The sequence below is a fragment of the Algoriphagus halophilus genome, assembly GCF_900129785.1.
GTDB lineage: Bacteria > Bacteroidota > Bacteroidia > Cytophagales > Cyclobacteriaceae > Algoriphagus > Algoriphagus halophilus.
Window position 1 is genome coordinate 1509862 of record NZ_FSRC01000001.1, and the last position, 24083, is coordinate 1533944.

The following is a 24083-nucleotide window of genomic DNA, read 5'->3' on the forward strand; positions in this document are numbered from 1 at the left end:
ATGAATCAGACCTGTTCTTGACATTTCTTGGGAGGGGAGTATATTATATTTATATTTTCCAATAGAAATTAAATTTAATAAATAGATAAGCCAAAGCAGCTAAAAGAATCACTTTCTGAGGTATTTGGGGTAGGGAATACAATAAATGGAAATTGAGGTCTTTAAAATTACCTTGTTTAATATTCGGTCTTACATGTATGTACTGATACTATGAAATTGGCAGTGGACAAAAAGGTACCTTCTTAAACGATGGTTCAAATTAAATTTCTTCGAAAATCAGTATATGGAAAAAGTAGCAAAAAGATATGAAAGGGCAATTTTGCTCAAATTCCTTTACATCTTGGTAGTATTGATAGTTGGTTTTGTGGTACAGACAAAAGCCCAACAATTCAATACCGATAATTACTTAAGTATGCCCCATGGGACAGGAACCTTCGTTCTTACTGCAGGGCAGCGTAATTCCAATTTTGTAAGCTCATTCGGTCTGGCACCAGGTTTTGAATTTTTCTTTCAAGCGAATTTATTTCGAGATTATCGGATTGATGATTATGTACAGCACTTCACCACCTCCATTTATGGAAAATATATGTTTTGGGTAAATAAAGAAAAGACAGGAGGGGCTGCTGCATTCTTTGGATTTGGGAGATCACCTGGTTATTACGAGGGAACAGAGTTTACGGAATTACACAAGAATGTTTGGACGTCAATTCCTGTTACCATCCCTTTATTTCAGAATATGCTTTCTTGGGATATCATGCCAGGCGCGATCGTAGATTTTGATACTAAAAACAAAGATGAAGTCACCTGGGGCTTTACTTGGTCATCCCGTCTTGCCATTTACAAAATCATTCCACAAACCGCTATTGTAGCAGAAGTTTATGGTACAGAAGGGTCTGCCAACTCCCCAGCTGAATATAAAGTTGGTCTGAGATGGGAACCGAATGATTTTATTGTGCCAGCCATTACTTATAGCTCTCAATTTCAAGGAAAGTATGGTGCAGGTATTGAAATTGGGGTGATGATATTTTCCCCACAGTTTTTGAAAAAGGATTACATCAAAAACAATCGAATCCAATACTAAAAGGGAATGTTAATTACTATAGTATTTTTCAATTTTTCCAAGGTATTCAATTTCAATCTTTTTGTTTAATAAAAAGATGAATTTTAGATAGCGATTGAGTTAAGCTTTGCAATGAGTTAATGATTCAGTCCTAATAAATTTAGCTAAATCTTTTTTGTGTAATGAAGAGACTTCTATTCCCATTAGAGATTGGATGGCTCTCCAAACCATTAGATATTCAGTCTTTTATATTATGATTTAAAGGCCTGAGTATATGGAACGTGTGGACTTTCCATCGCCAAAAGACTCTAGAGGACTGTAAGTTTTCTTTTGGTATTTTCAACTAATTGAAAAAAATGCCGATTCTTTAAGAAAACTAGAATATAGTTCGGAAAGAAGATCATGACCTCGAAATTGTTCTATAAAGAAAGTAGGAAGATGACTCAGGTATATACTTACCAGATAGATCTAACTCACATATTATATTTTCGATCAAAAGGAAAAATAATCAGGGTCTAACATGATAATTGTCAGGAACATAACATCCAAGAATGATTTAATTGTACTTGTATTTTAACAAATAGTAATTCTTAACCTCCATTAACCTGATGATGACTATACATAAAGTATTCCATACTGATTAATTTGCTCGTTACCATCTATTTTTTTGTTCTGATTAGAATTAAATGGATAGTCGTTGTTAATCAAGTGCCTAGAATGGATTCTTTATGGGGTGAAAAGCATTCGAAACAATAGGTCAAACAATAAGAACGATAAGTAAAACACTGGATTTTTATTCATCATACTTTTGATTCAATAGTATTTCAAAGAATCTTTTACAACAGTTTGAATTTTGAATTATTAGATTAAAAAAAACAAAAAAGTGTTTTATTAAAACTGTATCAATTGTTAAAAATATAATTATATTAAGAGTAAATTTTAAAAAAAAATGAATATATGATTTTGCTAATTTGGTGTTAAAGCCAACTTTTCAGGAAAATTGAAACAATTCTTAGGCTCAAAAAATTAGTTCAAACTATCAAAAAAATCATACCTAACCCTATCATTAACCATTACCAATTATATCATGAAATTTATTAAGATCACTTTTACCTTGGCTTTGGTACTATTCAGTTTGACAGTATTCAGTCAAGAAGAACCATCTATTGTACTTATTAAAAACGCCAATGTATTTGATGGGGTAAATGAGCAGCTTCAAGAAGGCGTCGATATTCTTATAGAAGGTAATTTAGTCAAGTCTATAGGAAAGAATCTATCCGCAGGAAATGATGCTACCATTATCGATGCAGGAGGAAAAACAATAATTCCCGGATTGATTGATGTCCATTGGCACATGGCATTGGCAGAACTGCCTATGACATTCGTGCTTTCTGGGGATGCCTTTGAAGTGGGTATTCGAAGTACTTTGGCCTCTCCAAAAACGCTCATGCGAGGTTTTACGACTGTAAGAGATATGGGAGGGACCGTTTTTAGCCTTAAGAAACTCATTGATGAAGGATTGGTAGTGGGTCCACGCATACTTCCCTCCGGACCTATGATTAGCCAAACAGGGGGCCATTTTGACTATCGCCTGCCTAATCAAATTCCTGATAAAATCGGAAATATGACCTATTGGGAGGAAGTAGGAATGACTGCAATAGCCGATGGAGTTTCTGAAGTCCGCAAGCGAAGCCGTGAAGCATTTATGCTAGGAGCGACGCAGATTAAAATTGCCGGTGGTGGGGGCGTTGCTTCCAGTTATGACCCCATCGATGTAAGACAGTATTCGCTCGAAGAGATGGAAGCGATTGTAGATGTTGCAAAAAGTTACAACAGCTATGTTGGCGCACATATTTTCACGGACGATGCGATACAGATAGCCGTAAAAGCTGGTGTCAAAAGTATAGAACATGGGATGCTGATGGGTAGAGAAACACTTCAGATGATGAAAGACAATGAGGTGTGGTTGAGCACGCAGCCTATTTTGAATGATGAGGATGCAGATAAGTTTCCAAACCCAGAGTCCAATAGAAAGTTTGCTGAGGTTACAAAAGGAACTGATAATGTTTACCAACTGGCTAAAGAAATAGGTGTGAATATGGCCTTTGGAACGGATTTGTTTATGGGAGCAGAAAACGCGGCGAAACAAGGGAAATTACTTGCAAAGCTAACACGTTGGTTTACCCCTTATGAAGCACTGAAAATGGCAACCTCAGAGAATGCGCGAATGTTGGAATTGTCCGGTCCTAGACATCCTTACAAAGAGGGTCCTTTAGGTGTGGTAAAAGAAGGAGCATATGCTGATCTGATCATTGTAGATGGTAATCCTTTGGAAGATTTAAGTCTGGTCGCTGACCCTGATAAGAACTTTATGGTAATCATGAAGGATGGAAAAATTTATAAGAACACACTAGAATAAAATATTAAGTAAACCATAATCAAGATGAAACTTTTAAAAATCACTTTAACCTTAGCCCTGGTATTCTCCAGTTTGGCCGTATTTAGTCAGCAAAAAGACCCAATCATTCTAATCAAGAATGCCAATGTCTTTGATGGTGTTAATGAACAACTGCTCGAAGGAGTGGATGTGTTAATTGAAAAAAATCTAGTAAAGACGATTGGTAAAAACCTTTCAGCAAGCAATGATGCAACCGTTATCGATGCTGGAGGTAGAACAGTAATCCCTGGTTTGATTGATGCTCACTGGCATACCACTTATGCCTATACACCAGCTGCTGTTTTATTTGCAAATCAGGGTGATATGCCTGAAGTGGCTATCCGAAGTATGACTGGAGCGGAGAAAACCTTATTGCGTGGATTTACCACCGTCAGGGATCCAGGAGGCAATCCTTTTGCTATTAAAAAGTTAATTGACGCGGGTGAATATCCAGGACACCGGATTCTTCCCTCAGGTCCGTTTATGAGCCCTACCTCAGGTCATGCAGATTACTATGGCAAACTTGAAGTACCTCGTGATAAAGACTACATGAACTATTGGGAGCGAAATTGGATGGCAATGACATCGGACGGAGTAGATGAAGTTAGGCTAAGAACTCGAGACATCTTAAAGATGGGTGCCACTCAAATCAAGATCACTACGGGAGGTGGGGTTGCTTCTGAATTTGACCCACTCGATGTAAGCGAATACTCGGTGGACGAAATCAAAGCTGTTGTAGAAGAGGCCACCAACTATAATACGTATGTTACTTCACATGTCTATACAGACCGAGGGGTACGTACCTCCATAGAATCTGGGGTAATGTGTATTGAACATGGCTTCTTCGTGACAGAGGAAACATTGCAATTGATGAAGGAAAAAGGTGCTTGGCTTTCTTTACAGCCTGTTTTCAAAGAGGATATGACTTGGGATAATCCTTTAAGTCAAGAAAAGTTTGAAGGAATCGTTGAAGCCATTGACAAAGTATTCCCTCTTGCCAAAAAAGTAGGGGTGAATATTGCAGTGGGAAAAGACCACCTTTTTGGACCGACTACTGCCTTGCAACAAAATGAATATGTCGTTCGATTGGGAAAATGGTTTACTCCCTATGAAGCTTTGAAAATATATACTTCAGAAAATGCTCGGCTTTTAGAAATGAGCGGTCCAAGACATCCTTACCAAGAAGGTCCATTGGGTGTGGTTAAAGAGGGGGCTTATGCTGATTTGGTAATCGTAGATGGAAATCCTTTGGAAAATTTGGAATTGATAGCAGATCCTGAAAACAATTTTGTAGTGATCATGAAGGATGGGAAGGTGTATAAAAATACCCTGAGTAATTGATTCAATTGAATCTAATTTAAATCTCAAATTATGAAAAAAGGGTTATCAATGATTCTCTTATTCGTAGTCCTATGTATTGGTACTTACGCACAAGAGGCTCAAAAACAGATCTTAATTACCAATGCCAAAATCTTCGACGGAACAAATAAGTTGGTCGAAGGAAAAGATGTATTGATCCAAGGAAATAAAATAGCACAGATTGCTGAAGGGATCATGATAACCCAAGACGAGAACTCAACCATTATAGATGCTCAAGGTAGAACATTGATCCCTGGTTTGACAGACGCGCATTGGCATATCATGCATGCCCATATTGCAAGTATGCAAATTTTTGTGAACGAGATTGGCTATCTGACATTGGTGGGTGCCGAAGCCGCCGAGGCAACGTTGATGCGAGGTTTTACAACTATTCGCGACCTCGGAGGTCCAGTTTTTGGAATCAAGAAGATGATCGACGAGGGAAGAATTGTGGGCCCAAGAATTTATCCATCAGGAGCTTATATTACACAGACCTCCGGACATGGGGATTTCCGGTTTCCGACGGCGATGACAAGGAAAGACGGAAGAGAACTTCTAGATGGGGAATTGATGGGATGGACAAAGATTGCAGACGGAGTTCCCCAGGTGATTAGACGGGTGCGTGAGAATTTAATGAGTGGTGCTACTCAGATCAAAGTGATGGCAGGTGGTGGCGTGGCTTCGCTTAGTGATCCATTAGATGTCAGGCAATATACACTGGATGAAATGAAGGCTGCGGTGGAAGTGGCAGCTAGTTGGAATACCTATGTAGCGGTACATGCCTATTCAGATGTAGCGGTTCGAGGAGCCTTGGAAGCTGGAGTCCAATCGATTGAACACGGTCAGATGATTGTAGAGGAGACTGCAAAGCTGATCAAGGAGCATGACGCATGGCTCAGTTTGCAACCCATACTGAATGATGAAGATGCCATCCCATTTCCCGAAGGATCTTTCGAACAACAAAAATACTTAACAATGACAGCGGGCACGGAAAAAGCCTACGAATTGGCCAAAAAGTATGATTTGAAGGTTGCCTTTGGTACAGATTTACAAAATGGGCCAGAGATTGCGGCCAAACAGGGAAAGTCGCTGGCAAAACTCCTAAGGTGGTATGAGCCATGGGAGGTATTGAAAATGGCAACCAGCACCAATTACGAACTCTTCAAAATGAGTGGGCCTAGGGATCCTTACCCTGGGGAAAATGGTGTGATTAAGGAAGGTGCATTGGCGGATTTGCTCTTGGTGGACGGTAATCCACTTGAGAACCTAGATCTGATTGCTGATCCGGATAACAACTTAAAGATCATTATGAAAGACGGTAAAATTTATAAAAACACCTTGGATTAAATGGTTGAAATTTTCAGTCCAACGAATTATAAACGATTCGTTTGGAAGTGCAAATAGGATACAAACGATGGTCAAGTTTGAATTTTAAGCCAATCGATAATGGATTTTTTCTTCATTGCTCATGCTTTTTAAAGTATGAATCGGTAGGTGGGGACAACTTCAACTCATAGGCCTTAAATAATTAAAAAAAGAAAATCACAATAAAATAAACACGTATGAAATCTTCATTCAAGGTAATTTTCTATGCTGGAATAGGGGCTGTTTCCTTATTGGGAAGTTGTGGTCAAAATTCCAGTTCCTCCGATCAAGCTTCCGAAGCCGTTTACCTGGAAGATTTTACTTCTTTGCAAATGACAGGTGTAGATCAGATCTCTGTAGATGTAGATCTAGATGGAGCTGTACAACGACTATCTAAAGCGGTCACTTTTCCTACCATTTCCAATCAAGATCGAGAAGACTTCGATACCAAAGCCTTTGAGGATTATCATAAGTTTATTGAGGAAGCGTACCCCAATGTTCATAAAACTTTAAAAAAGGAAGTGCTGGGAGATCCTCGTCCATATAGTCTTTTATATACTTGGGAGGGAAAAGACCCATCCTTAGAACCAGCTTTATTTTATGCACACCAGGATGTGGTGCCAGTTCCAGCGGATTCTAGGGATCAATGGAAAGTAGACCCATTTGCCGGAACCGTTCAAGACGGATATATCTGGGGTCGTGGCGTGCTGGATGATAAAAACCAAATTCATGGCATCTTGGAAGCTGCCGAAATGAGGATTAAAGAGGGCTGGCAACCCTCCCGCACGATCTATTTTGTATTTGGTCAGGATGAGGAAGTAGGAGGTCCTGAAGGGGCCAAATACATTGCTGATGTATTGGAGCAACGAGGGATCAAACGATTTGCTTATGTCATGGATGAATCAGCTCCATTAACTCCAGGTATTTTTCCTGGAATTAAAGAGAATACCGCTTTGATTGGTATTGCTCAAAAAGGCTTTATCAGTCTGGAATTGGAGATGAATGGAATAGGAGGACATTCTTCTCAACCTCCAGTTGAATCCAATATTGGTATTTTGGCTGAAGCTGTTACTAAGCTGGAAGATGCGCAGTTTCCTTATAGGATTCATCCCGCAGTTCGTTCCCAATATCGCTACATGGGCCCAGAGTTGGACAAAGACAATCAACCGTTATATGCAGCGGTAGCCTTTGGAAAAGATGATGAGATGACGGATTTGGAACAGCAGTTCATTGAGACGATGGCCCAAAACCAATTGACCAGGGCCATGCTTCATACTACCATTGCAGTAACCATGTTCAATGCAGGGGTAAAGGATAATGTATTACCTCCAACTGCTACTGCTGTTGTGAATTTCAGGCCCATGCCAGGAGATACTCCTGAAGTTATTATTGAACATGTTAAAAATGCCATACAAGACGATCGTATTACTGTTCGGGATATATCTGCCTCTACACCGGCCACCAATATTGCCGAAGTAGGGAATGATGCCTACAATATGCTTGAAAAGACCATCCGTCAGATTTGGGGAAATGATCTATTAGTCTCACCATTTTTTGTAATCGGGGGTTCTGACTCCAAGCATTTTCAGGCCCGATCTTTTGCACCAGATGTATATACCATCACGGGTATTCAATTAGAAAACACGGAAGAATTTAAAGGATTTCATGGAGTAAATGAGCGAATCTTGGTGGAGGAATATGGAAAAACGATAGGCTTTTTTTATACCATATTTGGAAACCTGGATGCGTTGTAGTTAGAAAAATTTAATTGTTATGAATAGACGAAATAAATTAAGTTACTCAAAAGATCTTTCAAGGTTATTCTTCCTTTGTCTTTTGAGTTCAACTTTATTGATAAGCTGCGCTCAAAAGGGCAGTGATACGAATTCAGAATCAGCAGTTCCATCCAACACGGAATTTGATTTAGTCATCTTGAATGGCCGGGTCATGGATCCTGAAACGAATTTCGACGAGGTACGGAATGTCGGTGTTTTGGATGGCAAAATTGCACTGATTACAGAGGAGTCTATTTCAGGAAAGGAAACTATTGATGCCACAGGACATGTGGTAGCTCCGGGATTTATTGATTTCCATAATCATATTGCAAATACTCCGTTTGGTCAGAGGATAGCTCTTCGCGATGGTGTTACAACTCCTTTGGAGATGGAAGCTGGCGGTTATCCCATAGATATGTGGTATAACGCCTTGGAAGGACGTTCACAAACCAACTACGGCGCCACCGTTTCAACAGCAGGAATTCGAGAGAAGATTGCCAATCCAAATTACGATACCAATTCAGGTTCCTTCGTAATGGATATCACGAATGCCGATACGGAAAGTAATCCTGATCTTCAGTTTGCGACTCTTTTGGCAACTCCAGAACAGTTGGATCAAATGAGGCAAATGTTTATAGAGGGGGTCGAACAGGGTGGCCTTGGGATTGGTGGATTACCAGGCTACATGACCAATGGAACGAAAAGTCAAGAAACGATCATGTGGCAACAGGTAGCCGGAAAGTATGGCCTGGCTGTTTACATTCATGGCCGGTTCTCCAGCCAAATGCCTCCGACTTCCGGTATCCTGGGGACTCAGGAGTTCCTGGCCAGTGTAGGCATCTATGGAGGTGGTTTATATGTTCATCATGTCCATCAGCAAACCCTTGATCTCACACCTGCTGTTTTGGATCTGATCGAAGATGCCCAAAACAAAGGAATGAAGGTACTCGCGGAGATCTATCCTTATTATCAGGGTCAAACCATTGTGTCAGCTGATTATTTAAAGCCTGAAACCTATCAGAAGAACATGGGTCGTGATTACGGCGATCTTTTTGAGATTTCAAACATGCAGCCATTAACGAAAGAACGTTATGAGGAAATGATTAGAACGAGCCCACAAGATCAGGTTATTTTTGGGGGGATCTCAGAAGAAGGCATGCTCAGTGCTTTAGCCGACCCAAGAACTGTGATAGGTAGTGATGCACCACCCTTGGTAATTCCTGCTTCAGGAAAGTCAGCTATGGATTTTGACCTGCCTTTTGAGTCTGTATCAGGTCATCCCCGGGCTGCAGGAACTCATGCAAAGGTGTTGAAACTTGTACGCGAGAAAAAACTGATGCCTCTGATGCTGGCCATTTCAAAAATGACCATCATGCAAGCAAAATGGTTGGAAGAAAATGGAGTAAAATCCATGTCCCAGAAAGGCCGGTTACAAATAGGAAAAGATGCCGATATCACCATCTTCAATTCTGAAAACGTGACGGATAATTCTACTTTTAAGCAAGGGGCTTTGCCTTCAACCGGTATACCCTATGTGGTAGTAAATGGTACGATAGTAGTCAAAGATTCAAAAGTATTGGAGGGTGTTTATCCTGGTAAGGCCATTAAAAATGACCTGGTAAAACAATAATGGTTTATAAAACATTCAATAACATGAAAAAGGCAAATGGCCTAACTGTGACGAGTATCCTGTGTCTGATGTGTATGGCGCTCTTTACCGCGTGTGGTGAAAAGGCCAGTGATACGACGGCAGGATCGGCGGTTCCATCCGATACGGAATTTGATTTAGTCATCTTGAATGGCCGCGTCATGGATCCTGAAACGAATTTCGACGGGGTCCAAAATGTAGGTGTTCTGGATGGCAAAATTGCGCTGATTACAGAAGAGGCTATTAACGGAAAAGAAACCATCGATGCCACAGGACATGTGGTGGCACCAGGATTTATTGATATTCATTCGCATATTTCGGACTTCCCGTTTGGGCAAAAACTAAGTTTGCGGGATGGGGTGACTACCCCCCTGGACATGGAAGCTGGCGCATATCCCGTAGATGCATGGTATGCCAAATTGGAGGGTAAATCCCAAACGAATTATGGGGCTGCAGTATCTGCAGCGGCAGTGAGAGAAATACTGGCAAACCCGGATTACAAGTCAACTACCGCTTCGATTCTTTTGGATGCGTTTGACCCTCATAATAGAAGTGGTTTCAATATGACTTTGACGGAATTTCTTCCATCTCCTGAGCAGATCAATGAATTGGAATCAATGCTAAAAGAAGGAATTGAGCAAGGGGCTCTAGGTCTTGGTGCAGTGCCTGGTTATATGACCCGGGGTACGACTAGCCGCGAAACGATCATGTGGCAAAGGTTAATGGGAGAGCATGGTCTGAGTACCGTACTTCATGGAAGGTTCTCCAGTCAAATGCCACCAAGTACTGGTATCCTTGGAACCCAAGAAATGCTTGCAAGCGTAGCGGCCTATGGAGGAGGTTTGTATGTGAGTCATATTCATCAGCAGGCCCTGAGTTATACACCTACAGCTATTGACCTTCTGGACGCAGCTAAAACGAATGGATTAAAAACAGTTGCTGCCATTTACCCTTATTGGCAAGGAGCCACTGTTGCAGGTGCAGATTATTTGGCCCCAGATAATTATCAAAGGAATATGGGAAGAAGTTATGAGGATATCATTGAAGTAGCGACCATGAAGCCACTAACCAAAGAACGTTATGAGGAGTTGTTGAAAACACAGCCGGGCGCGTCTGTCATCTTTGGAGGTGTGGAGGAAGAAATTATGCTTAGTGCATTAGCTGATCCAAGGACCATGATTGAATCTGATGCAGCGCCTTTGTCTATCTCGGAAACTGGGGAGTTAGCTCTTGATTGGTCTACTCCATTTGAATCTACTCAAGGTCATCCTCGAGGTGCGGGCTCTCATGCTAAAGCTTTACGATTGGTTCGAGAGAAGAATCTGATGCCATTGATGTTGGCCATATCAAAAATGAGCTTTATGCAAGCCAAATTTTTACAGGAAAATGGGGTTGCACAAATGGCAAATAAGGGTCGTGTTCAAGAAGGAAAAGATGCTGATATCACCATTTTCAATCCAGATACAGTAACTGATCATGCGACTATGGCAAAAGGAGGCTTACCTTCTACTGGTATACCTTATGTCCTAGTGAATGGTACCATCGTCGTAAAAGATTCAAAGGTATTGGAAGGAGTATATCCTGGTCAGCCGATAAGAAACAAGATTGTAAAATAAGCTTTAGAATAAATGTTTCACCAAAAACGAGTAGAAGGATAATTTAATTTTCATTACCCCCTTTGTACTTTGAAATCGCGAGGTGTTTAAATAAAACTATCATGAATATTTATTTTTCTCAGTAAGAAGGAAATAATTAAAACTACAATTAAAACAATAAACTGTTATGAAAAATATTATACAAATAATTACTTCTTTAGTCTTACTGACGGTATTGAGTATCAATGTATATGGCCAAGATGAGGGAGAGGAAAGCATGGAAGAAGTGGCTAAAAAATTGGCCAATCCAAATGCATCTATTGGGTTACTTGGACTTCCCATTGATTTTATCAATTATGGGGGAGATTTAAATGGGGATAATTCTCAAAATGCATTTAAAGTTAGTTTCCAGCCAAGTTTACCCTATGTGGTAAAGCCTGGTCAAAATATTTTCTTTAGACCCCTTATTCCAATAATTATATCTCAACCGACTATTAATGAATCGGGAGAATTTGAAAAGCAAGGTGTTGATCTGGGTGATATAGGATTTGATCTAGCTTATGGAATTACTTGGGAAAGTAAGTGGATTACTTTATTGGGAATTGTGGGTAGCGCCCCAACAGCTACCAATAAACAGCTCGGTACAGGAAGGTGGATGCTTGGACCTGAAATGTTTTTAGGCAAAAACACTTCTTGGGGGATGTTTGGAGTACTACTTACCCAATCTTGGAGTTTAAATAAAAATTCTGCGGCAGATCATGATGGGATACAAACACCTGAAGATTTTATGTTTTTAAATGATATCTATTACCCAGACAATGAAACTGGACAGGACTATCGATTAAATATTACTTCGGGCCAATATTTTTATACCATTAATTTGAAAAAAGCATGGCAAATTCAGGCTCAACCAACTTTTACAATTAATCATAAAGCCTCCAAAGGAAATAAAATATCTGTTCCCATAGGTACAGGATTGTCTAAAACGATTAAAGCAGGCAAAAATCCTCTGAAGTTCTCGATTCAGTATTGGTATTACGCGGTAAGCCCTGAAAATTTTGGGCCACAACATCAAATTAGATTTCAAATAGGAAGGATTGTACCTCTACCTTGGTAAAAACCCTTAATTTCTAGGAGTTTAACAAATGAGAGAATAGCATCTTAGTTAAACCATTCTTTGAATTGGGCAAGGAGCTCAATTTTATAAATAAATCTAAAATAAATATACAATGGAGTTTTCTAATAAATATTGGTGGCTAGGAGTCTTAAAAGGAATAGTTTTTATCATTCTTGCTTTTTTCGTGTTCAGACATCCTCTAGATACATTGCTTGGGTTGGCCATCTATATAGGAATAAGTTTTTTATTCACGGGGATAATGGAAATTATAGGTTCTTTTACCATAAGTAAATTGGCTCCCAAGTGGGGATGGATACTGGTAGGAGGAATCCTGGATCTGATCTTCGGAATTATTTTTCTTTCAAATCCACTTATTTCTGCATCTACTATTCCTTTCGTAATAGGTATCTGGTTAATGATTAGAGGTATCTTTCTCTTTGTGGATTCTTTTGGAGCAAAAAAATCAGGAGTTCCTAACTGGGGATTGATGATGATTGGGGGTATTATTATCTCCATTTTTGGCTACTCTATTTCATTTAATATGTTAATGGGAGTCCTTACAGTCACTTCCTGGATGGGCTTTGGATTATTAATCATTGGATTGTTTAGCATAATTGAAGGCTTTGGCCTAAAACCAAAATCTTAATAAAACACATTCAACTATTGAGTAAGAACTAAATTAGAAGTAGCATGGATATCCGAAAGAAAGTACAAAAAGAGGAATGGCAATCAAGATTTCAATCATTTACTTCAGGTAATTTTGGAAGGATTTCTTCAATAAATGAGGAAGGTAAAGAATTGGTAATGAAGGAAAAATTTAAAGAAATCAGCTATGACCCTAAGGGTAAAGGAAATGACATCTTCATTTCTTTAGAAGGTTATCAGCATTCAATTACTAGTCCTGATGACCTTTTTATAGAAGAAGATAGAAATGGGAAACTTACTGCTATTGAAATTATAGGTCATAAAAATAGAATTTCACGCTTGAGTTTTGAAGATGGATAAGTTTACGGGTTTTAATAGGTTTTCATCCATTTTGGGAAGGAGGGATGTTTTACATTGGATTTCTATTTCAACTTTTGGGAGACTTTAGAAAAAAGAGTAAAAAGTAACTGAAATCCCCAGTTGACATGAGGTCATATTGATTATTTTTGGGGTATATTCCCCGGGTAATTAAAATGAAAAATGAGTGAATATTGACAATCATTCTCAGTAATATTTAAAAATAATTAGTTTAAAAAATTGACCCAAGTGATTAATAATCAATTGTTATGAAAAACAATTCATTCCTTCTTGGAATTCTTTTCTTCAATTTATTGTCTTTTCATGTTTTTGCCCAGGGAAAGAATACGAATGATACAATTAACAACCAGTTAGTGATACCGGATTCAGATCTCAAGGAAGATATTCTGAAAACAGCGGCTGAAAGACTGACCAGTGATGATTTTCTTGGTTCGTGGCCAATGTTTGGTACAGACTTAAGAATGAAAATTGGAGGGTATCTAAAGGCAGATATGTTATATGATTTTGACGGAACGAGGGACAAAAGCCAATTCCTAATGTCCTCCATTCCTGTGGAGGGAGAAGCTACTTACGGCAATGATGGGTACTTATACGCCTTGGTGAAAGAAACCCGGGTTAATATTGATATTAGGCGGTTTGCTACGGATAAAATTCCTATCCAATTATTTTTTGAAGGCGATTTTTTCAATACAGATCAACGGTTTCGAATCAGGCATGCCTATCTTGCTGCTGGAGATTTTATCATTGGTCAAACCTGGACTACCCTTTCATTTTTGGAATCAATGGCCTTTATGATTGACTTTGCAGCCGGCGATGCTCTTTTTGGTGGACGGTCTGTACAAGTTAGATATCAAAAACAAGTAAGCGAAAAAATCAAAATAGCTGCAGGTCTAGAGTATTTAGGATTTTTAGGTATAGAGAATTCAAATAATTTTGATGGTCAGGCAAACATAAAGCTACCGCTATTAGCATTGAAAATGGACTACCGCTGGAAAACGGGAGTGTTGTTCCTTGGATCTAGTATAGCCCAATTGCGATGGGAGGGAGGCACTACTGGCCCTAAAGATCAAGTCCTTCAAATAGATGCGGTAATTGCGGGAAGGCAATATATTGGGAAAAACAACTACTTCACTTATAATGTTAGTTTGGGTAATGCAAGTGGAGAAAACATCATTGCATTTATTGGAAGTAATGCCAATGCGGTATTAAATGCAGAAGGGAAATTAGATGCCATACCTGCTAAATCCATCATGCTTGGGTTTATGCACAGATGGGCAGAAGGCTTGGAGTCCAATATTAATTACGCTTATGGATGGCTGGATGCACCAGACTCTAGAGCACCATTTGCCCTAAAAAGAGGAGGTGTCGGGCACTTAAACCTTGTCCGTCATTTCGATGAGAGATTTTCTATTGGTGCTGAATATATCTGGGGAGCACAACGGACTTCCAATGATGCATTTGGAAATGCAGAACGAGTTCAATTTATGGCCAAGTTTGAATTTTGATACAGAAAATAATGATTTCAGAAAAGAATGTTTAATTACCAAAATTTTAGCTGTTTAATTAGAGAAAGGCTTAAACTATTGACCTAGAATCGATCAAACACATAGAATTCAGTCGAAAGTAAAATACTCTTTTTGAAAAAGAGGAAGACTTTGATTTCGCAGGAACAAATAAGTTTGTAATTTAATCTGAATCCATTGTGTATCTTTTACGAAATCACTTTTCTGTTTTATGACTAAAGGGACAGCGCCAGTATATTTTTTCTTTTTGATGATATGGGTTCTTTTTACCTGTTTTGATGGCATGGCCCAAACTGATAGCACTGATCGTAACTATACACCCTATGAACTCCTTACCAGTTATTATGAGCAGGATTTTAAACCCTTTAAGAAGCGTAATATATACACCGGGTTAAGATTTAATCTAACAGATAAATATGAGGAGAATACGGATTATTTGATCCAGAATATCATTGATGGGGATCGCCTTGATTATAACATCGTACTCAAAGGCGGATATTATATCAGTGATTATGCAATGGTGGGTTTAAGTGTGAATTATTTCCAAAATAAGTTTATTGGAAATATTTATAGAGAACCCGATACAGTTGCTTCCAATTCCATCACGAGAGGTTATTCCTTCACTCCCAATTTCCGATCCACAGTTCCATTGACTAAAAATGAGCGGCTTAGTTTTTTCACAGAAATGGGAGTGACTTTTGGAAATAGTACTACTTTGACCCGGAGAACATCAAATGTAGATGTAGTCAGTAAGGAATATTCAAAGGATTTTAATTTTAGGGTAGGTATCAGTCCAGGTGTCACCTTTTTTGTAATGGAAGCCTTTGCTTTTGAAGTACAGTTAGATGTACTCGGTTACGAGCTTAATGTTACCAAAGGTAAGGATGGTGCAAGCAATCAAGAGTCCAAAAGGATTAAACAATCGGTAGATTTCAATATCAATTTGTTGTCCCTTAATATTGGTTTGGCCTATTATATAGGAGCGAAAAGATTTAGTCAATGAAAATGAAAAACAGCTATTTATTTCTAGTTCTTTTCATGCTAACATCTTGTGTGAAGGAAGATTTTTTTGGGTATTCTAGTTATGGTAATATCAAAGCTTTTGAAGTGAGTAATCAAGCGAGTCAAGCTGCCATTAATAATGCTGAAAAAACGGTAACTGTAGAAATACCTGGTGGAGTGAATCTAAATGAAATTACCCTTCAGAAACTTGAATTATCCTCGTTTGCGGAAGCAGATGTTGCCGTAGGAGATATTTTAGACTTAGAAGAGGACTTTGAAATAAACGTAGTGGCCGAAGACGGTAGCCTACATACTTGGCTAATTCAAGCAGAGGTAGCTTCCGCTACGCCTCAACTTTCCAATGGGGATTTAAATTTGTGGTATCAAACCAATTCGGATTATTACGAACCAGGAGAAAGCAAGGACAATACCATTTGGGGAACTGGAAATCAGGGAACTTTCATTTTAAATAAATTGGCCACTATCCCATATGATCGGGGCGATGATAATCTTGCTGCCCAAATGATAACGTTAGATAATGGATTTTTAGGAGGTACTTTCGGGGCTCCAATTGCAGCAGGTTCTATTTTTACTGGTGTATTCAATTCAGATAATTTAGACCCTAAAGATCCCGAAGCAGCAATTGAATTTGGGATGCCGTTTGCAGGCAGGCCCGTAAAAATACAATTCACTTACAGCTATATTCCAGGGACTGAGAATAAAGATAAAAATGGAAACCTCTTACCTTATTCTGACATGATGGATATATATGCCTTTTTGGAAGTAAGAAGCGGAGGAACTACAGAAAGATTAGCTACAGTCTGGTTGAGAAGTGGGGAGGAGCAAAGTGATTTGGTCACCGTTACCCTAGATTTTGTGTATGGAGAGTTAGACGATTCTTTTCCTGATTATATGAAGCCGAAGGATCAGAATTATGTCAGCCAAGATTCTGCTGCTTTTATACTTCCTACGCATATAACTTTCGTGGCTTCTTCCAGTTTTGCAGGAGCCGAGTTTGCTGGTGCAATAGGAAGTGAATTGATCCTGGATGACGTGGTAATGATTTACGAATAGATTAAATGTGAGCAGCTTCACCTACCAATGGGAGATTTTTTCCAAGTATTTCGAAATTCCCACATCCCACATCCTTCTACCCAAGTTTCATTTCGTATTTCCTGTTTCAGAATTCACAGCTTCCTTAATAGATTCACTATCCCAGGTATGGTCATTTACTGAGAATTTGCGGGAAAGCTCTCCTGATATCAGACTTTCTTGGATTTCTATTTGCTGTTTGGTTTTGCTGATGTATTCATCTCTATTGTGTTTGAAATTAACCAACACCTTGAGCGAAGCTTCATCATAATCATGGAATTGTTTGGCAAGCCGGTGAACGGTATGAGCCCGAAAACCTAATTTTTTCAGGGCATCTTCGCCCATTTTAATAGAGGTGTCCAGATTTTCTCTGTAAATGTTTTCAACACCCATATCCATTAATTCAAAAGCATCCATTCTATTCTTGGCCCGAATCATCACTTCCAGATGTGGGAATTCTTTTTGACACAGTTCAACCAGAACTTTACTGATTTCTCGGTCATCTATGGCGGAAATTAGGATACTCGCATCATGAGCTCCTGCAGATTCCAATAATTCTGCTCGGGTTCCATCTCCGAAATACACCTTGAAGCCCATTTTTCGGAGGTATTCCACTCGTTCTGGGTCCGAATCCAAGATGGTGGCTTCCACTCCGCTTGCTCTTAAAAACCTCCCCACCGTAGAGCCAAAGTGTCCAAAGCCTATTAATAATACTTTGTTTTTTTCATTTACCTCATCCATTTTTTGATCTTTCTTCTCTTCATTTCTATCCAATTTCGGGAGGATAGCGAGGTCAAGAATAACCATTAGAATAGGGGAGATCGTCATACTCAATGCCGTCACTGCCATAAGCGTGTCAGACATGGATTGAGAAAAAATCCCCAACTGAAGGGCAAACGCATAAGTAACAAAGGAAAATTCTCCTACCTGAGATAAGCCAATTGCAAAGCTGAGGTTGGATGAGAATCGTAGTTTCTTCATCGTTCCAAGTACCAGTAAGATAAGTGCCTTGATCAGGATGATCCCAAAGGTGATGGAAAAGATGGTGCTTGCTTCATTGAAAATAAGCGTAAAGTTGATTGTTGAACCTACAGCCATAAAAAATAGCCCCAATAGCAATCCTTTGAATGGTTCAAGGTCAGATTCCAAGGCATGTCTATAGGGGGAGTTAGCCAAAATGACCCCAGCTAGGAAAGCCCCCAAGGCAGGGCTCAATCCTACCAATTCCATTAAAAAAGAAATTCCAACGACGATCAGCAAAGCTGAGGCTGTAAACAATTCCCGTAACCTGGTTTTTGCTACAAAATTCAATAAAGGTCCAAAACCATACCTACCTAAGAGAATGACAATTCCTATGGCCCCAAAGATGGATAGGGTTTGTGCCCAAGCAGGCAGCTGATCGATCAATCCATGCATTTGTTCAGGGTCTGTTTTGGCCAATTGAGCCCCTTGCACTACCAGCAAGGGGAGAATCGCCAATATTGGAATCACCGCAATATCCTGCATGAGCAATACCCCAAAAGACATTTTCCCCAACGGCTGATTCATCTGGTTCTTTTCTTTGAGGGATTGAAGTACGATCGCTGTGGAAGACAAAGCCATGGAAAGGCTGATTGCTAAAGCTGCCTGCCAAGGGATTTGAACTAGAATCCCGATTCCAAATACAATCAAAGAGGTTAATAGGATTTGAGATAAACCAATCCTTAGAATCAGGTCTTTGATTCTCCAAAGCATTTTTGGTTCTAATTCTAAACCAATTAGAAATAGCATCATGACTACTCCAAATTCTGTAGCATGCATGATGTCCTGGCCTTGGCCTTCATTGGTAATAAACCCTAATAAATAAGGACCTATGATGATTCCTGCCAATAAATATCCCAATACCGATCCCATTCCCAACCTTTTTGCAATGGGTACACAGACAATGGCAGCTAGGATATAGACGACAGCATTTGCAAAAAATCCACTCATGAGTTTAGTTGTTTAGGTCGAAATGGACGATGTATGCTAGGTGCATCTCTTAGGTGGAGAATCAATTCATAATATTCTTTGCCTTTCTGTGAGAGTTGCTCTTTGGTAATTTTATGGGTCCCGGACACTTGAAATGGAGCTAAATACTGAAGCAGGCATAACTTAGCAGTTTGTTCGAAAGGGAGCAGGAAATCCTCGATTGGATGTTGGTTTCTACCCTCTTCAGAGTAGGCATGATCTGAACCACCAGTAGTAATGGTGTTCATGATCATTTTATTTTTCAGGTAAATACCACCTGGCCCATATGCCCATCCAAATTCCAGTACAATATCAATCCATTGCTTTAATAAGGGAGGGCATGAATACCAATAGATTGGATGATGCCAAATGATGAGATCTGCTTGGAAAAGGGCTTCTTGTTCGGCCTGTATAGAAACATTAAAGTCCGGATAAAGCTCATAAAGATCCCGGATCTCTACGTTTTCCAAGTGACTGATCGCATTGAGCAATACTTGGTTGACTTCTGAATGTTCATATTTTGGATGAGCAAAAAGAACAAGGATTTTACGCATGGTGAATGATCTTATCCTTGAAAATTAATTTTTTTATGTGTCCCATCACAAAATGGCTTATTCTGGCTTGCCCCACATCTGCAAAAAGCAGTAACCTTATGTTCTTGCTTGGTTTCCCCATTGGGTAATTTCACTTGTAGGTTTCCATATACCATTAAAGGGCCGTTTGGAGTAACCTCTACAATTAGCTCCTGGGTGGATTCTTCTGAAATTTTTTTGACCCCATCCTTGAAATAGTAGCCCAAAGCTCCACTGGGACAGGTGTCGATTTGTTTTATAATTCGTTCAGTGCTTGCTCCTTCTGCCAGTATCCAAGGTCTTCTCTCAAAATCAAAAACTTCAGGTAGCCCAGTGATACACTTTTTTGAATGAATGCATTTATGAGGTTCCCAAGTAATGGTTACCTCCCCATTGGTATATTCTTTTTTGATTGGTTCAGCCATATGCTTGTTTTTTGGTCATGTTCTTTAAAAACAAGATAAGAAAGAATGGGGTGGTCTAGTTCAGATTTGAAAGGAAAAACTTGATCAAAGTTGAGAATATGCGTTTTGTTACTATCCTTGATTGGATAATCTTATAAGAAAACATTGAGTTGACCGGGATTCAAAGAACTCTTCGGCTTTCATTCACCAAACTAATTGGTCATTTTAAGGTTATGAAACTTTGGAAGGCAACCCCGTGGATAATGGAATAAAGGGTGAGATTTCCATTTTATTATTGCTGAATATGATCGGTTCATGAAACAATCAGACCTTCTTGTTTTCAATTCCAAAGGCATTTATTGTCCCAAAGCAAAGGTGTATTTAGATCCTTGGAGGCCTGTAAATCAAGCCATCATTACACATGGACATTCGGATCATGCCCGGTTTGGGCATAAGAGTTACTTAACTCATCATTCAAATATTCCCATTCTAAAACATCGACTTGGTGATATTCCTGTTCAGGGGATGGCATGGAATGAGCCATTTCAGATAAATGGAGTGACATTCAGCCTTCATCCTGCAGGTCATATCATTGGATCTTCTCAGGTAAGAGTGGAATATAAAGGTGAGGTTTGGGTATTTACGGGCGACTATAAGGATGAAGATGATGGAGTAGCGGTACCTTATGAACCCATCAAATGTCAGACGATGATCACAGAATGTACATTTGGTATTCCTGCCTTCAAATGGAAACCTCAAGCTCAGGTCTTTGAGGAAATCAATCAATGGTGGCTAGAAAATAAAGAAGAAGGAAAGACTTCAGTCCTTTTTGGGTATAGCTTGGGGAAAGCTCAGAGGATACTAAAGTATTTAGATCCTTCCATTGGCAAGATTTTTACGCATGGGGCAATTGAGAATATGACGGAAGTACTTAGACCGCAGATTCAACTTCCTCCAACCAATCTGATTACCCGGGAAACCAAAGGCAAGGAAATCCAAGGGGGAATCGTGGTGGCACCACCCAGTGCTCATGGATCGACTTGGATGCGGAAGCTTGTTCCTTACGAAACAGGAACTTGTAGTGGATGGATGGCTTTTAGAGGAGCAAGAAGAAGAAGATCAACGGATAAAGGCTTTGTGATTTCAGATCATTGTGATTGGCAGGGGCTACTCAAAAGCATCAAGGCTAGCGAAGCAGAGCGAGTGATCTGTACCCATGGCTATACAGATATTTTTAGCAAGTATCTTCGTGAAATTGGATACGATGCCAGTGTGGAAAATACTGATTATGAAGGAGAAGTGGATGAAAGTTCAAATTCAATTATTCAGGAAGTATCATGAAGAAATTTGCTGAACTGATTGAGGAGCTGGATGCTACCACCAAAACCAACAGAAAAGTAGCTGCACTTGCAGACTATTTTGAGCGGGCCTCCGAAGCCGATAAAATCTGGACCATTGCCATTCTTTCCCATCGTCGACCTCCTCGGCCTGTCAATACCACCTTGCTAAGGCAGTATGCGGCAGAGCTTGCCGAAATCCCATTATGGCTGTTTGAGGATAGCTATCATATCGTGGGTGATTTAGCTGAAGCAATCGCTTTGGTAATTCCCAATAATGTGATGAAATGCGAAAAATCTTTGGCAGGTATTCTAGAGGAATTAATTCTTTTAAAACCTAAATCAGAGGAAGAGAAAAAGAACTATGTGCAAGAAATGTGGATGCAGTTGGATTATTATTCACGCTTTGTATTTACCAAGTTGCTTACAGGTGGATTCAGGATCGGAATCAGTCAAAAATTGATGATCAAGGCACTTTCCCAGGTGACCGAGGTTCCGGAAGATGAACTTGCCTATCGGCTGATGGGGGACTGGATTCCTGCCACTACCGGCTTTGAGGAATTGATCTTTGGAAAGAATGAGCAGGCGTATGTATCCAAGCCCTACCCTTTTTACTTGGCCTACGCGTTGGAAAATGAGTTGGAGGATTTGGGTGATATTTCTGATTGGTCGGCAGAACATAAATGGGATGGGATCAGAGGCCAGATGATTTGTCGGAAAAGGGAGCTCTTTATTTGGACGAGAGGAGATGAGTTGGTGTCTGATAAGTATCCTGAGATGTTAGAATTGGTTGATTTTTTACCTGATGGGACCGTGTTGGATGGAGAAATCTTACCTTTTATAGATGGGCAGGTTGGGACGTTTAATGATCTTCAGACTAGGATAGGAAGAAAAACAGTAAGTAAAAGTCTGCTTGAGAAGGTTCCAGTGGTTTTCAGGGCTTATGACCTGTTGGAAATTAAAGGAATGGATATCAGGAGTCAGAATTATCTAGAGCGAAGAACTCAACTGGAATCACTGATCCAATCTATTGTACATCCTGTGCTACAACTTTCAGAAAGGATGCAGTTTAATTCCTGGTCAGAAGTAAGTATTGAACGGGATTTGGCCAGAGAAAAGCGAAGTGAAGGGTTGATGCTAAAGAGAAATGATTCATCCTATCGAGTAGGGCGAAAAAAAGGGGATTGGTGGAAATGGAAAACAGATCCTTTAACCATCGATGCGGTGTTGACTTATGCGATGCGAGGTCATGGAAGGAGAACCAACCTTTTTACAGATTACACTTTTGGACTTTGGGAACCAAATAAAGAAGGAGAACAAGAGCTGGTAACTTTTGCAAAAGCCTATTCAGGGCTTACAGATAAAGAATTTGCGCAAGTAGATGCCATTATCAAGAAAACTACTTTGGAGAGATTTGGTCCGGTAAGAAGTGTGGAGCCTACCTTGGTTTTTGAATTGGCTTTTGAGGGAATTGCTTTTTCCAATAGGCATAAAAGTGGAGTGGCGGTGCGATTCCCCAGAATAGTAAGATGGAGAAAAGACAAATCAATTGGGGATGCCAATACCCTGGAAGATTTAAAAGCATTAATTCCTAAATAATAGCGACGGTTGCTTATTTTTATAATACTTCAAAATTTAATTAATGAGAGGGGGAAAATATAAGTAGACTTTGTGCCCAACGTTTAAACATCAATTATGCAGTCACCCATTGGTTTAATAGTAGAAGAGAGAGCTGCCAACATCGGGAATTTTATGGTCGGGAGACTCTTACCTTTTCGGGAAAAAAGAGCGGTTGGCCCCTTTGTTTTCATTGATCACATGGGCCCAGCCTGTTTAAAAGAATATCAAAATGTCGATGTGCCTCCACATCCGCACATAGGAATTTCGACTTTGACCTACCTTTTTGATGGGGCGATTTTCCATAACGACAGTTTAGGGAATGGGGTAGAAATCAAACCAGGGGAGGTAAACTGGATGACTGCTGGAAAAGGAGTAGTACATTCAGAAAGAACTCCCGAATATTTAAGGAAGCGGGATAAATATTTACATGGATTTCAAATTTGGATAGGATTACCAAAAGACAAAGAAAAGGTGGCCCCTTCCTTTTTCCACTATGATAAATCGGAGATACCGGTTTGGGAAGAAAATGGAATTGAGTTTAAGCTGATTGCTGGAGAAATCTCTGGAAAGAAATCCCCTGTGCAAGTACATAGTCCTTTGTATTTCTTAGAGATCAAAACGAAAAGAGCCCAAAAAATCAATATCGGGGAAAGGCTATTTGGTGAAGTGGGGATGTATGTATTGTCTGGAACTGTCAAGGTGGAAGGAAATGATTATGGAACCAAACAATTGCTGATCGCCAAAAATCCATCCTTATGTGAATTTGAGACCAATGGGGAAACTATTATTTACCTCTTTGGGGGAGAGCCCTTTCCTGAAGAGCGATTTATGTTTTGGAATTTCGTTAGCTCGGATAAAGAGGAATTGGAAAATGCCAAGGAAAACTGGAAAGCACAGAATTTAGATGTTTTTCCAAAAATTCCAGGTGATGACAAGGAATTTGTACCGCTTCCAGAACCTCCCTTTAAATCGAAATAAGGAATAGGAGTTGGTTTGTAAGGTATGAGAATTTCCGTTTGAGAATTTCAATTAATTTTTACGGTTTTCTAGAATTAATATTTAGAAAGCAAGAAAGTGTGTTCTTAATTGAATTTCTATCATAAATATTGTATTTTATTCATCATTAGATAGTTATGACAGCTGTCTTTTTTCTTTTTACAATAGT

General features: G+C 39.5%; 19 protein-coding genes. 16 read left to right on the forward strand and 3 right to left on the reverse strand.

Annotation, left to right across the window (positions count from 1 at the left end):
* The first annotated feature begins 283 nt into the window (after nt 1-283).
* The 13 genes from BUR11_RS06420 (at nt 284) to BUR11_RS06485 (ending at nt 16978) form a co-directional block, all read left to right on the forward strand.
* Nucleotides 284-1081, forward strand: coding sequence for a hypothetical protein (locus tag BUR11_RS06420; protein WP_074223955.1), 798 nt, complete (start codon nt 284-286; stop codon nt 1079-1081).
* A 1066-nt stretch (nt 1082-2147) separates the two neighbouring features.
* Nucleotides 2148-3479 (forward strand): metal-dependent hydrolase family protein, encoded by a 1332-nt coding sequence (locus BUR11_RS06425; protein WP_074223956.1) that lies wholly within the window; start codon nt 2148-2150, stop codon nt 3477-3479.
* 24 nt (nt 3480-3503) lie between these two features.
* Nucleotides 3504-4838, forward strand: coding sequence for a metal-dependent hydrolase family protein (locus BUR11_RS06430; protein ID WP_074223957.1), 1335 nt, complete (start codon nt 3504-3506; stop codon nt 4836-4838).
* A gap of 30 nt (nt 4839-4868) precedes the next feature.
* Complete coding sequence (locus BUR11_RS06435) at nt 4869-6203, forward strand: metal-dependent hydrolase family protein (RefSeq protein ID WP_074223958.1); 1335 nt, start codon at nt 4869-4871, stop codon at nt 6201-6203.
* Nucleotides 6204-6418: 215 nt separating this feature from the next.
* Nucleotides 6419-7975 (forward strand): M20 family peptidase, encoded by a 1557-nt coding sequence (locus BUR11_RS06440; protein ID WP_084560876.1) that lies wholly within the window; start codon nt 6419-6421, stop codon nt 7973-7975.
* A gap of 19 nt (nt 7976-7994) precedes the next feature.
* Entirely contained in the window at nt 7995-9626 is a 1632-nt protein-coding gene (locus BUR11_RS06445; RefSeq protein ID WP_084560877.1) for an amidohydrolase family protein, read from the forward strand.
* A gap of 23 nt (nt 9627-9649) precedes the next feature.
* Nucleotides 9650-11260, forward strand: a complete 1611-nt coding sequence (locus BUR11_RS06450) for an amidohydrolase family protein (RefSeq protein WP_074225147.1) — start codon at nt 9650-9652, stop codon at nt 11258-11260.
* Between the two features lie 166 nt (nt 11261-11426).
* Nucleotides 11427-12356: a hypothetical protein gene (locus tag BUR11_RS06455; protein WP_074223960.1), complete on the forward strand. Its 930-nt coding sequence runs from the start codon at nt 11427-11429 to the stop codon at nt 12354-12356.
* A gap of 112 nt (nt 12357-12468) precedes the next feature.
* Nucleotides 12469-13002 carry an HdeD family acid-resistance protein gene (locus BUR11_RS06460; RefSeq protein ID WP_074223961.1) on the forward strand — a complete coding sequence of 178 codons (534 nt, stop codon included), beginning with the start codon at nt 12469-12471 and terminating at the stop codon, nt 13000-13002.
* Nucleotides 13003-13046: 44 nt separating this feature from the next.
* Nucleotides 13047-13361: a DUF5335 family protein gene (locus tag BUR11_RS06465; RefSeq protein ID WP_074223962.1), complete on the forward strand. Its 315-nt coding sequence runs from the start codon at nt 13047-13049 to the stop codon at nt 13359-13361.
* 266 nt (nt 13362-13627) lie between these two features.
* Nucleotides 13628-14884 carry a DcaP family trimeric outer membrane transporter gene (locus tag BUR11_RS06470; protein ID WP_074223963.1) on the forward strand — a complete coding sequence of 419 codons (1257 nt, stop codon included), beginning with the start codon at nt 13628-13630 and terminating at the stop codon, nt 14882-14884.
* 229 nt (nt 14885-15113) lie between these two features.
* Nucleotides 15114-15905 (forward strand): hypothetical protein, encoded by a 792-nt coding sequence (locus tag BUR11_RS06480; RefSeq protein ID WP_143185862.1) that lies wholly within the window; start codon nt 15114-15116, stop codon nt 15903-15905.
* 2 nt (nt 15906-15907) lie between these two features.
* Complete coding sequence (locus tag BUR11_RS06485; RefSeq protein ID WP_074225148.1) at nt 15908-16978, forward strand: PCMD domain-containing protein; 1071 nt, start codon at nt 15908-15910, stop codon at nt 16976-16978.
* A gap of 87 nt (nt 16979-17065) precedes the next feature.
* On the opposite strand, the gene BUR11_RS06490 is transcribed toward BUR11_RS06485, so the two are convergent.
* Genes BUR11_RS06490 through BUR11_RS06500 form a run of 3 tightly spaced genes read right to left on the reverse strand, consistent with a single transcriptional unit; the run spans nt 17066 to nt 19982 of the window.
* Complete coding sequence (locus BUR11_RS06490; protein ID WP_074223966.1) at nt 17066-18967, reverse strand: monovalent cation:proton antiporter-2 (CPA2) family protein; 1902 nt, start codon at nt 18965-18967, stop codon at nt 17066-17068.
* Nucleotides 18964-19539, reverse strand: coding sequence for a glutathione-regulated potassium-efflux system oxidoreductase KefF (kefF, locus tag BUR11_RS06495; RefSeq protein ID WP_074223967.1), 576 nt, complete (start codon nt 19537-19539; stop codon nt 18964-18966). The genes BUR11_RS06490 and kefF overlap by 4 nt, the downstream gene beginning before the upstream one ends.
* Nucleotides 19540-19550: 11 nt before the next feature.
* On the reverse strand, nt 19551-19982 hold the full coding sequence (locus BUR11_RS06500; RefSeq protein WP_074223968.1) for a (4Fe-4S)-binding protein: 432 nt from the start codon (nt 19980-19982) through the stop codon (nt 19551-19553).
* Between the two features lie 294 nt (nt 19983-20276).
* Between BUR11_RS06500 and BUR11_RS06505 the strand changes: the two genes are divergently transcribed.
* The 3 genes from BUR11_RS06505 (at nt 20277) to BUR11_RS06515 (ending at nt 23896) form a co-directional block, all read left to right on the forward strand.
* A complete protein-coding gene (locus BUR11_RS06505) occupies nt 20277-21302 on the forward strand; it encodes a ligase-associated DNA damage response exonuclease (RefSeq protein ID WP_074223969.1) in 1026 nt (341 codons plus the stop codon).
* Nucleotides 21299-22897, forward strand: coding sequence for an ATP-dependent DNA ligase (locus BUR11_RS06510; RefSeq protein ID WP_074223970.1), 1599 nt, complete (start codon nt 21299-21301; stop codon nt 22895-22897). Before BUR11_RS06505 ends, BUR11_RS06510 begins: the two co-directional genes overlap by 4 nt.
* Nucleotides 22898-22993: 96 nt before the next feature.
* Nucleotides 22994-23896, forward strand: coding sequence for a pirin family protein (locus BUR11_RS06515; protein WP_074223971.1), 903 nt, complete (start codon nt 22994-22996; stop codon nt 23894-23896).
* The last annotated feature ends 187 nt before the right edge of the window (nt 23897-24083 follow it).

Bases quoted from the DNA above. Each gene is read 5' to 3' on its own strand.
- BUR11_RS06480 (WP_143185862.1), top strand. From the start codon at position 15,114: ATGACTAAAGGGACAGCGCCAGTATATTTTTTCTTTTTGATGATATGG.
- BUR11_RS06455 (WP_074223960.1), top strand. From the start codon at position 11,427: ATGAAAAATATTATACAAATAATTACTTCTTTAGTCTTACTGACGGTA.
- BUR11_RS06510 (WP_074223970.1), top strand. From the start codon at position 21,299: ATGAAGAAATTTGCTGAACTGATTGAGGAGCTGGATGCTACCACCAAA.
- kefF (WP_074223967.1), bottom strand. From the start codon at position 19,539: ATGCGTAAAATCCTTGTTCTTTTTGCTCATCCAAAATATGAACATTCA.
- BUR11_RS06505 (WP_074223969.1), top strand. From the start codon at position 20,277: ATGAAACAATCAGACCTTCTTGTTTTCAATTCCAAAGGCATTTATTGT.
- BUR11_RS06460 (WP_074223961.1), top strand. From the start codon at position 12,469: ATGGAGTTTTCTAATAAATATTGGTGGCTAGGAGTCTTAAAAGGAATA.
- BUR11_RS06515 (WP_074223971.1), top strand. From the start codon at position 22,994: ATGCAGTCACCCATTGGTTTAATAGTAGAAGAGAGAGCTGCCAACATC.
- BUR11_RS06450 (WP_074225147.1), top strand. From the start codon at position 9,650: ATGAAAAAGGCAAATGGCCTAACTGTGACGAGTATCCTGTGTCTGATG.
- BUR11_RS06435 (WP_074223958.1), top strand. From the start codon at position 4,869: ATGAAAAAAGGGTTATCAATGATTCTCTTATTCGTAGTCCTATGTATT.
- BUR11_RS06485 (WP_074225148.1), top strand. From the start codon at position 15,908: ATGAAAAACAGCTATTTATTTCTAGTTCTTTTCATGCTAACATCTTGT.
- BUR11_RS06445 (WP_084560877.1), top strand. From the start codon at position 7,995: ATGAATAGACGAAATAAATTAAGTTACTCAAAAGATCTTTCAAGGTTA.
- BUR11_RS06500 (WP_074223968.1), bottom strand. From the start codon at position 19,982: ATGGCTGAACCAATCAAAAAAGAATATACCAATGGGGAGGTAACCATT.
- BUR11_RS06470 (WP_074223963.1), top strand. From the start codon at position 13,628: ATGAAAAACAATTCATTCCTTCTTGGAATTCTTTTCTTCAATTTATTG.
- BUR11_RS06490 (WP_074223966.1), bottom strand. From the start codon at position 18,967: ATGAGTGGATTTTTTGCAAATGCTGTCGTCTATATCCTAGCTGCCATT.
- BUR11_RS06440 (WP_084560876.1), top strand. From the start codon at position 6,419: ATGAAATCTTCATTCAAGGTAATTTTCTATGCTGGAATAGGGGCTGTT.
- BUR11_RS06465 (WP_074223962.1), top strand. From the start codon at position 13,047: ATGGATATCCGAAAGAAAGTACAAAAAGAGGAATGGCAATCAAGATTT.
- BUR11_RS06430 (WP_074223957.1), top strand. From the start codon at position 3,504: ATGAAACTTTTAAAAATCACTTTAACCTTAGCCCTGGTATTCTCCAGT.
- BUR11_RS06420 (WP_074223955.1), top strand. From the start codon at position 284: ATGGAAAAAGTAGCAAAAAGATATGAAAGGGCAATTTTGCTCAAATTC.
- BUR11_RS06425 (WP_074223956.1), top strand. From the start codon at position 2,148: ATGAAATTTATTAAGATCACTTTTACCTTGGCTTTGGTACTATTCAGT.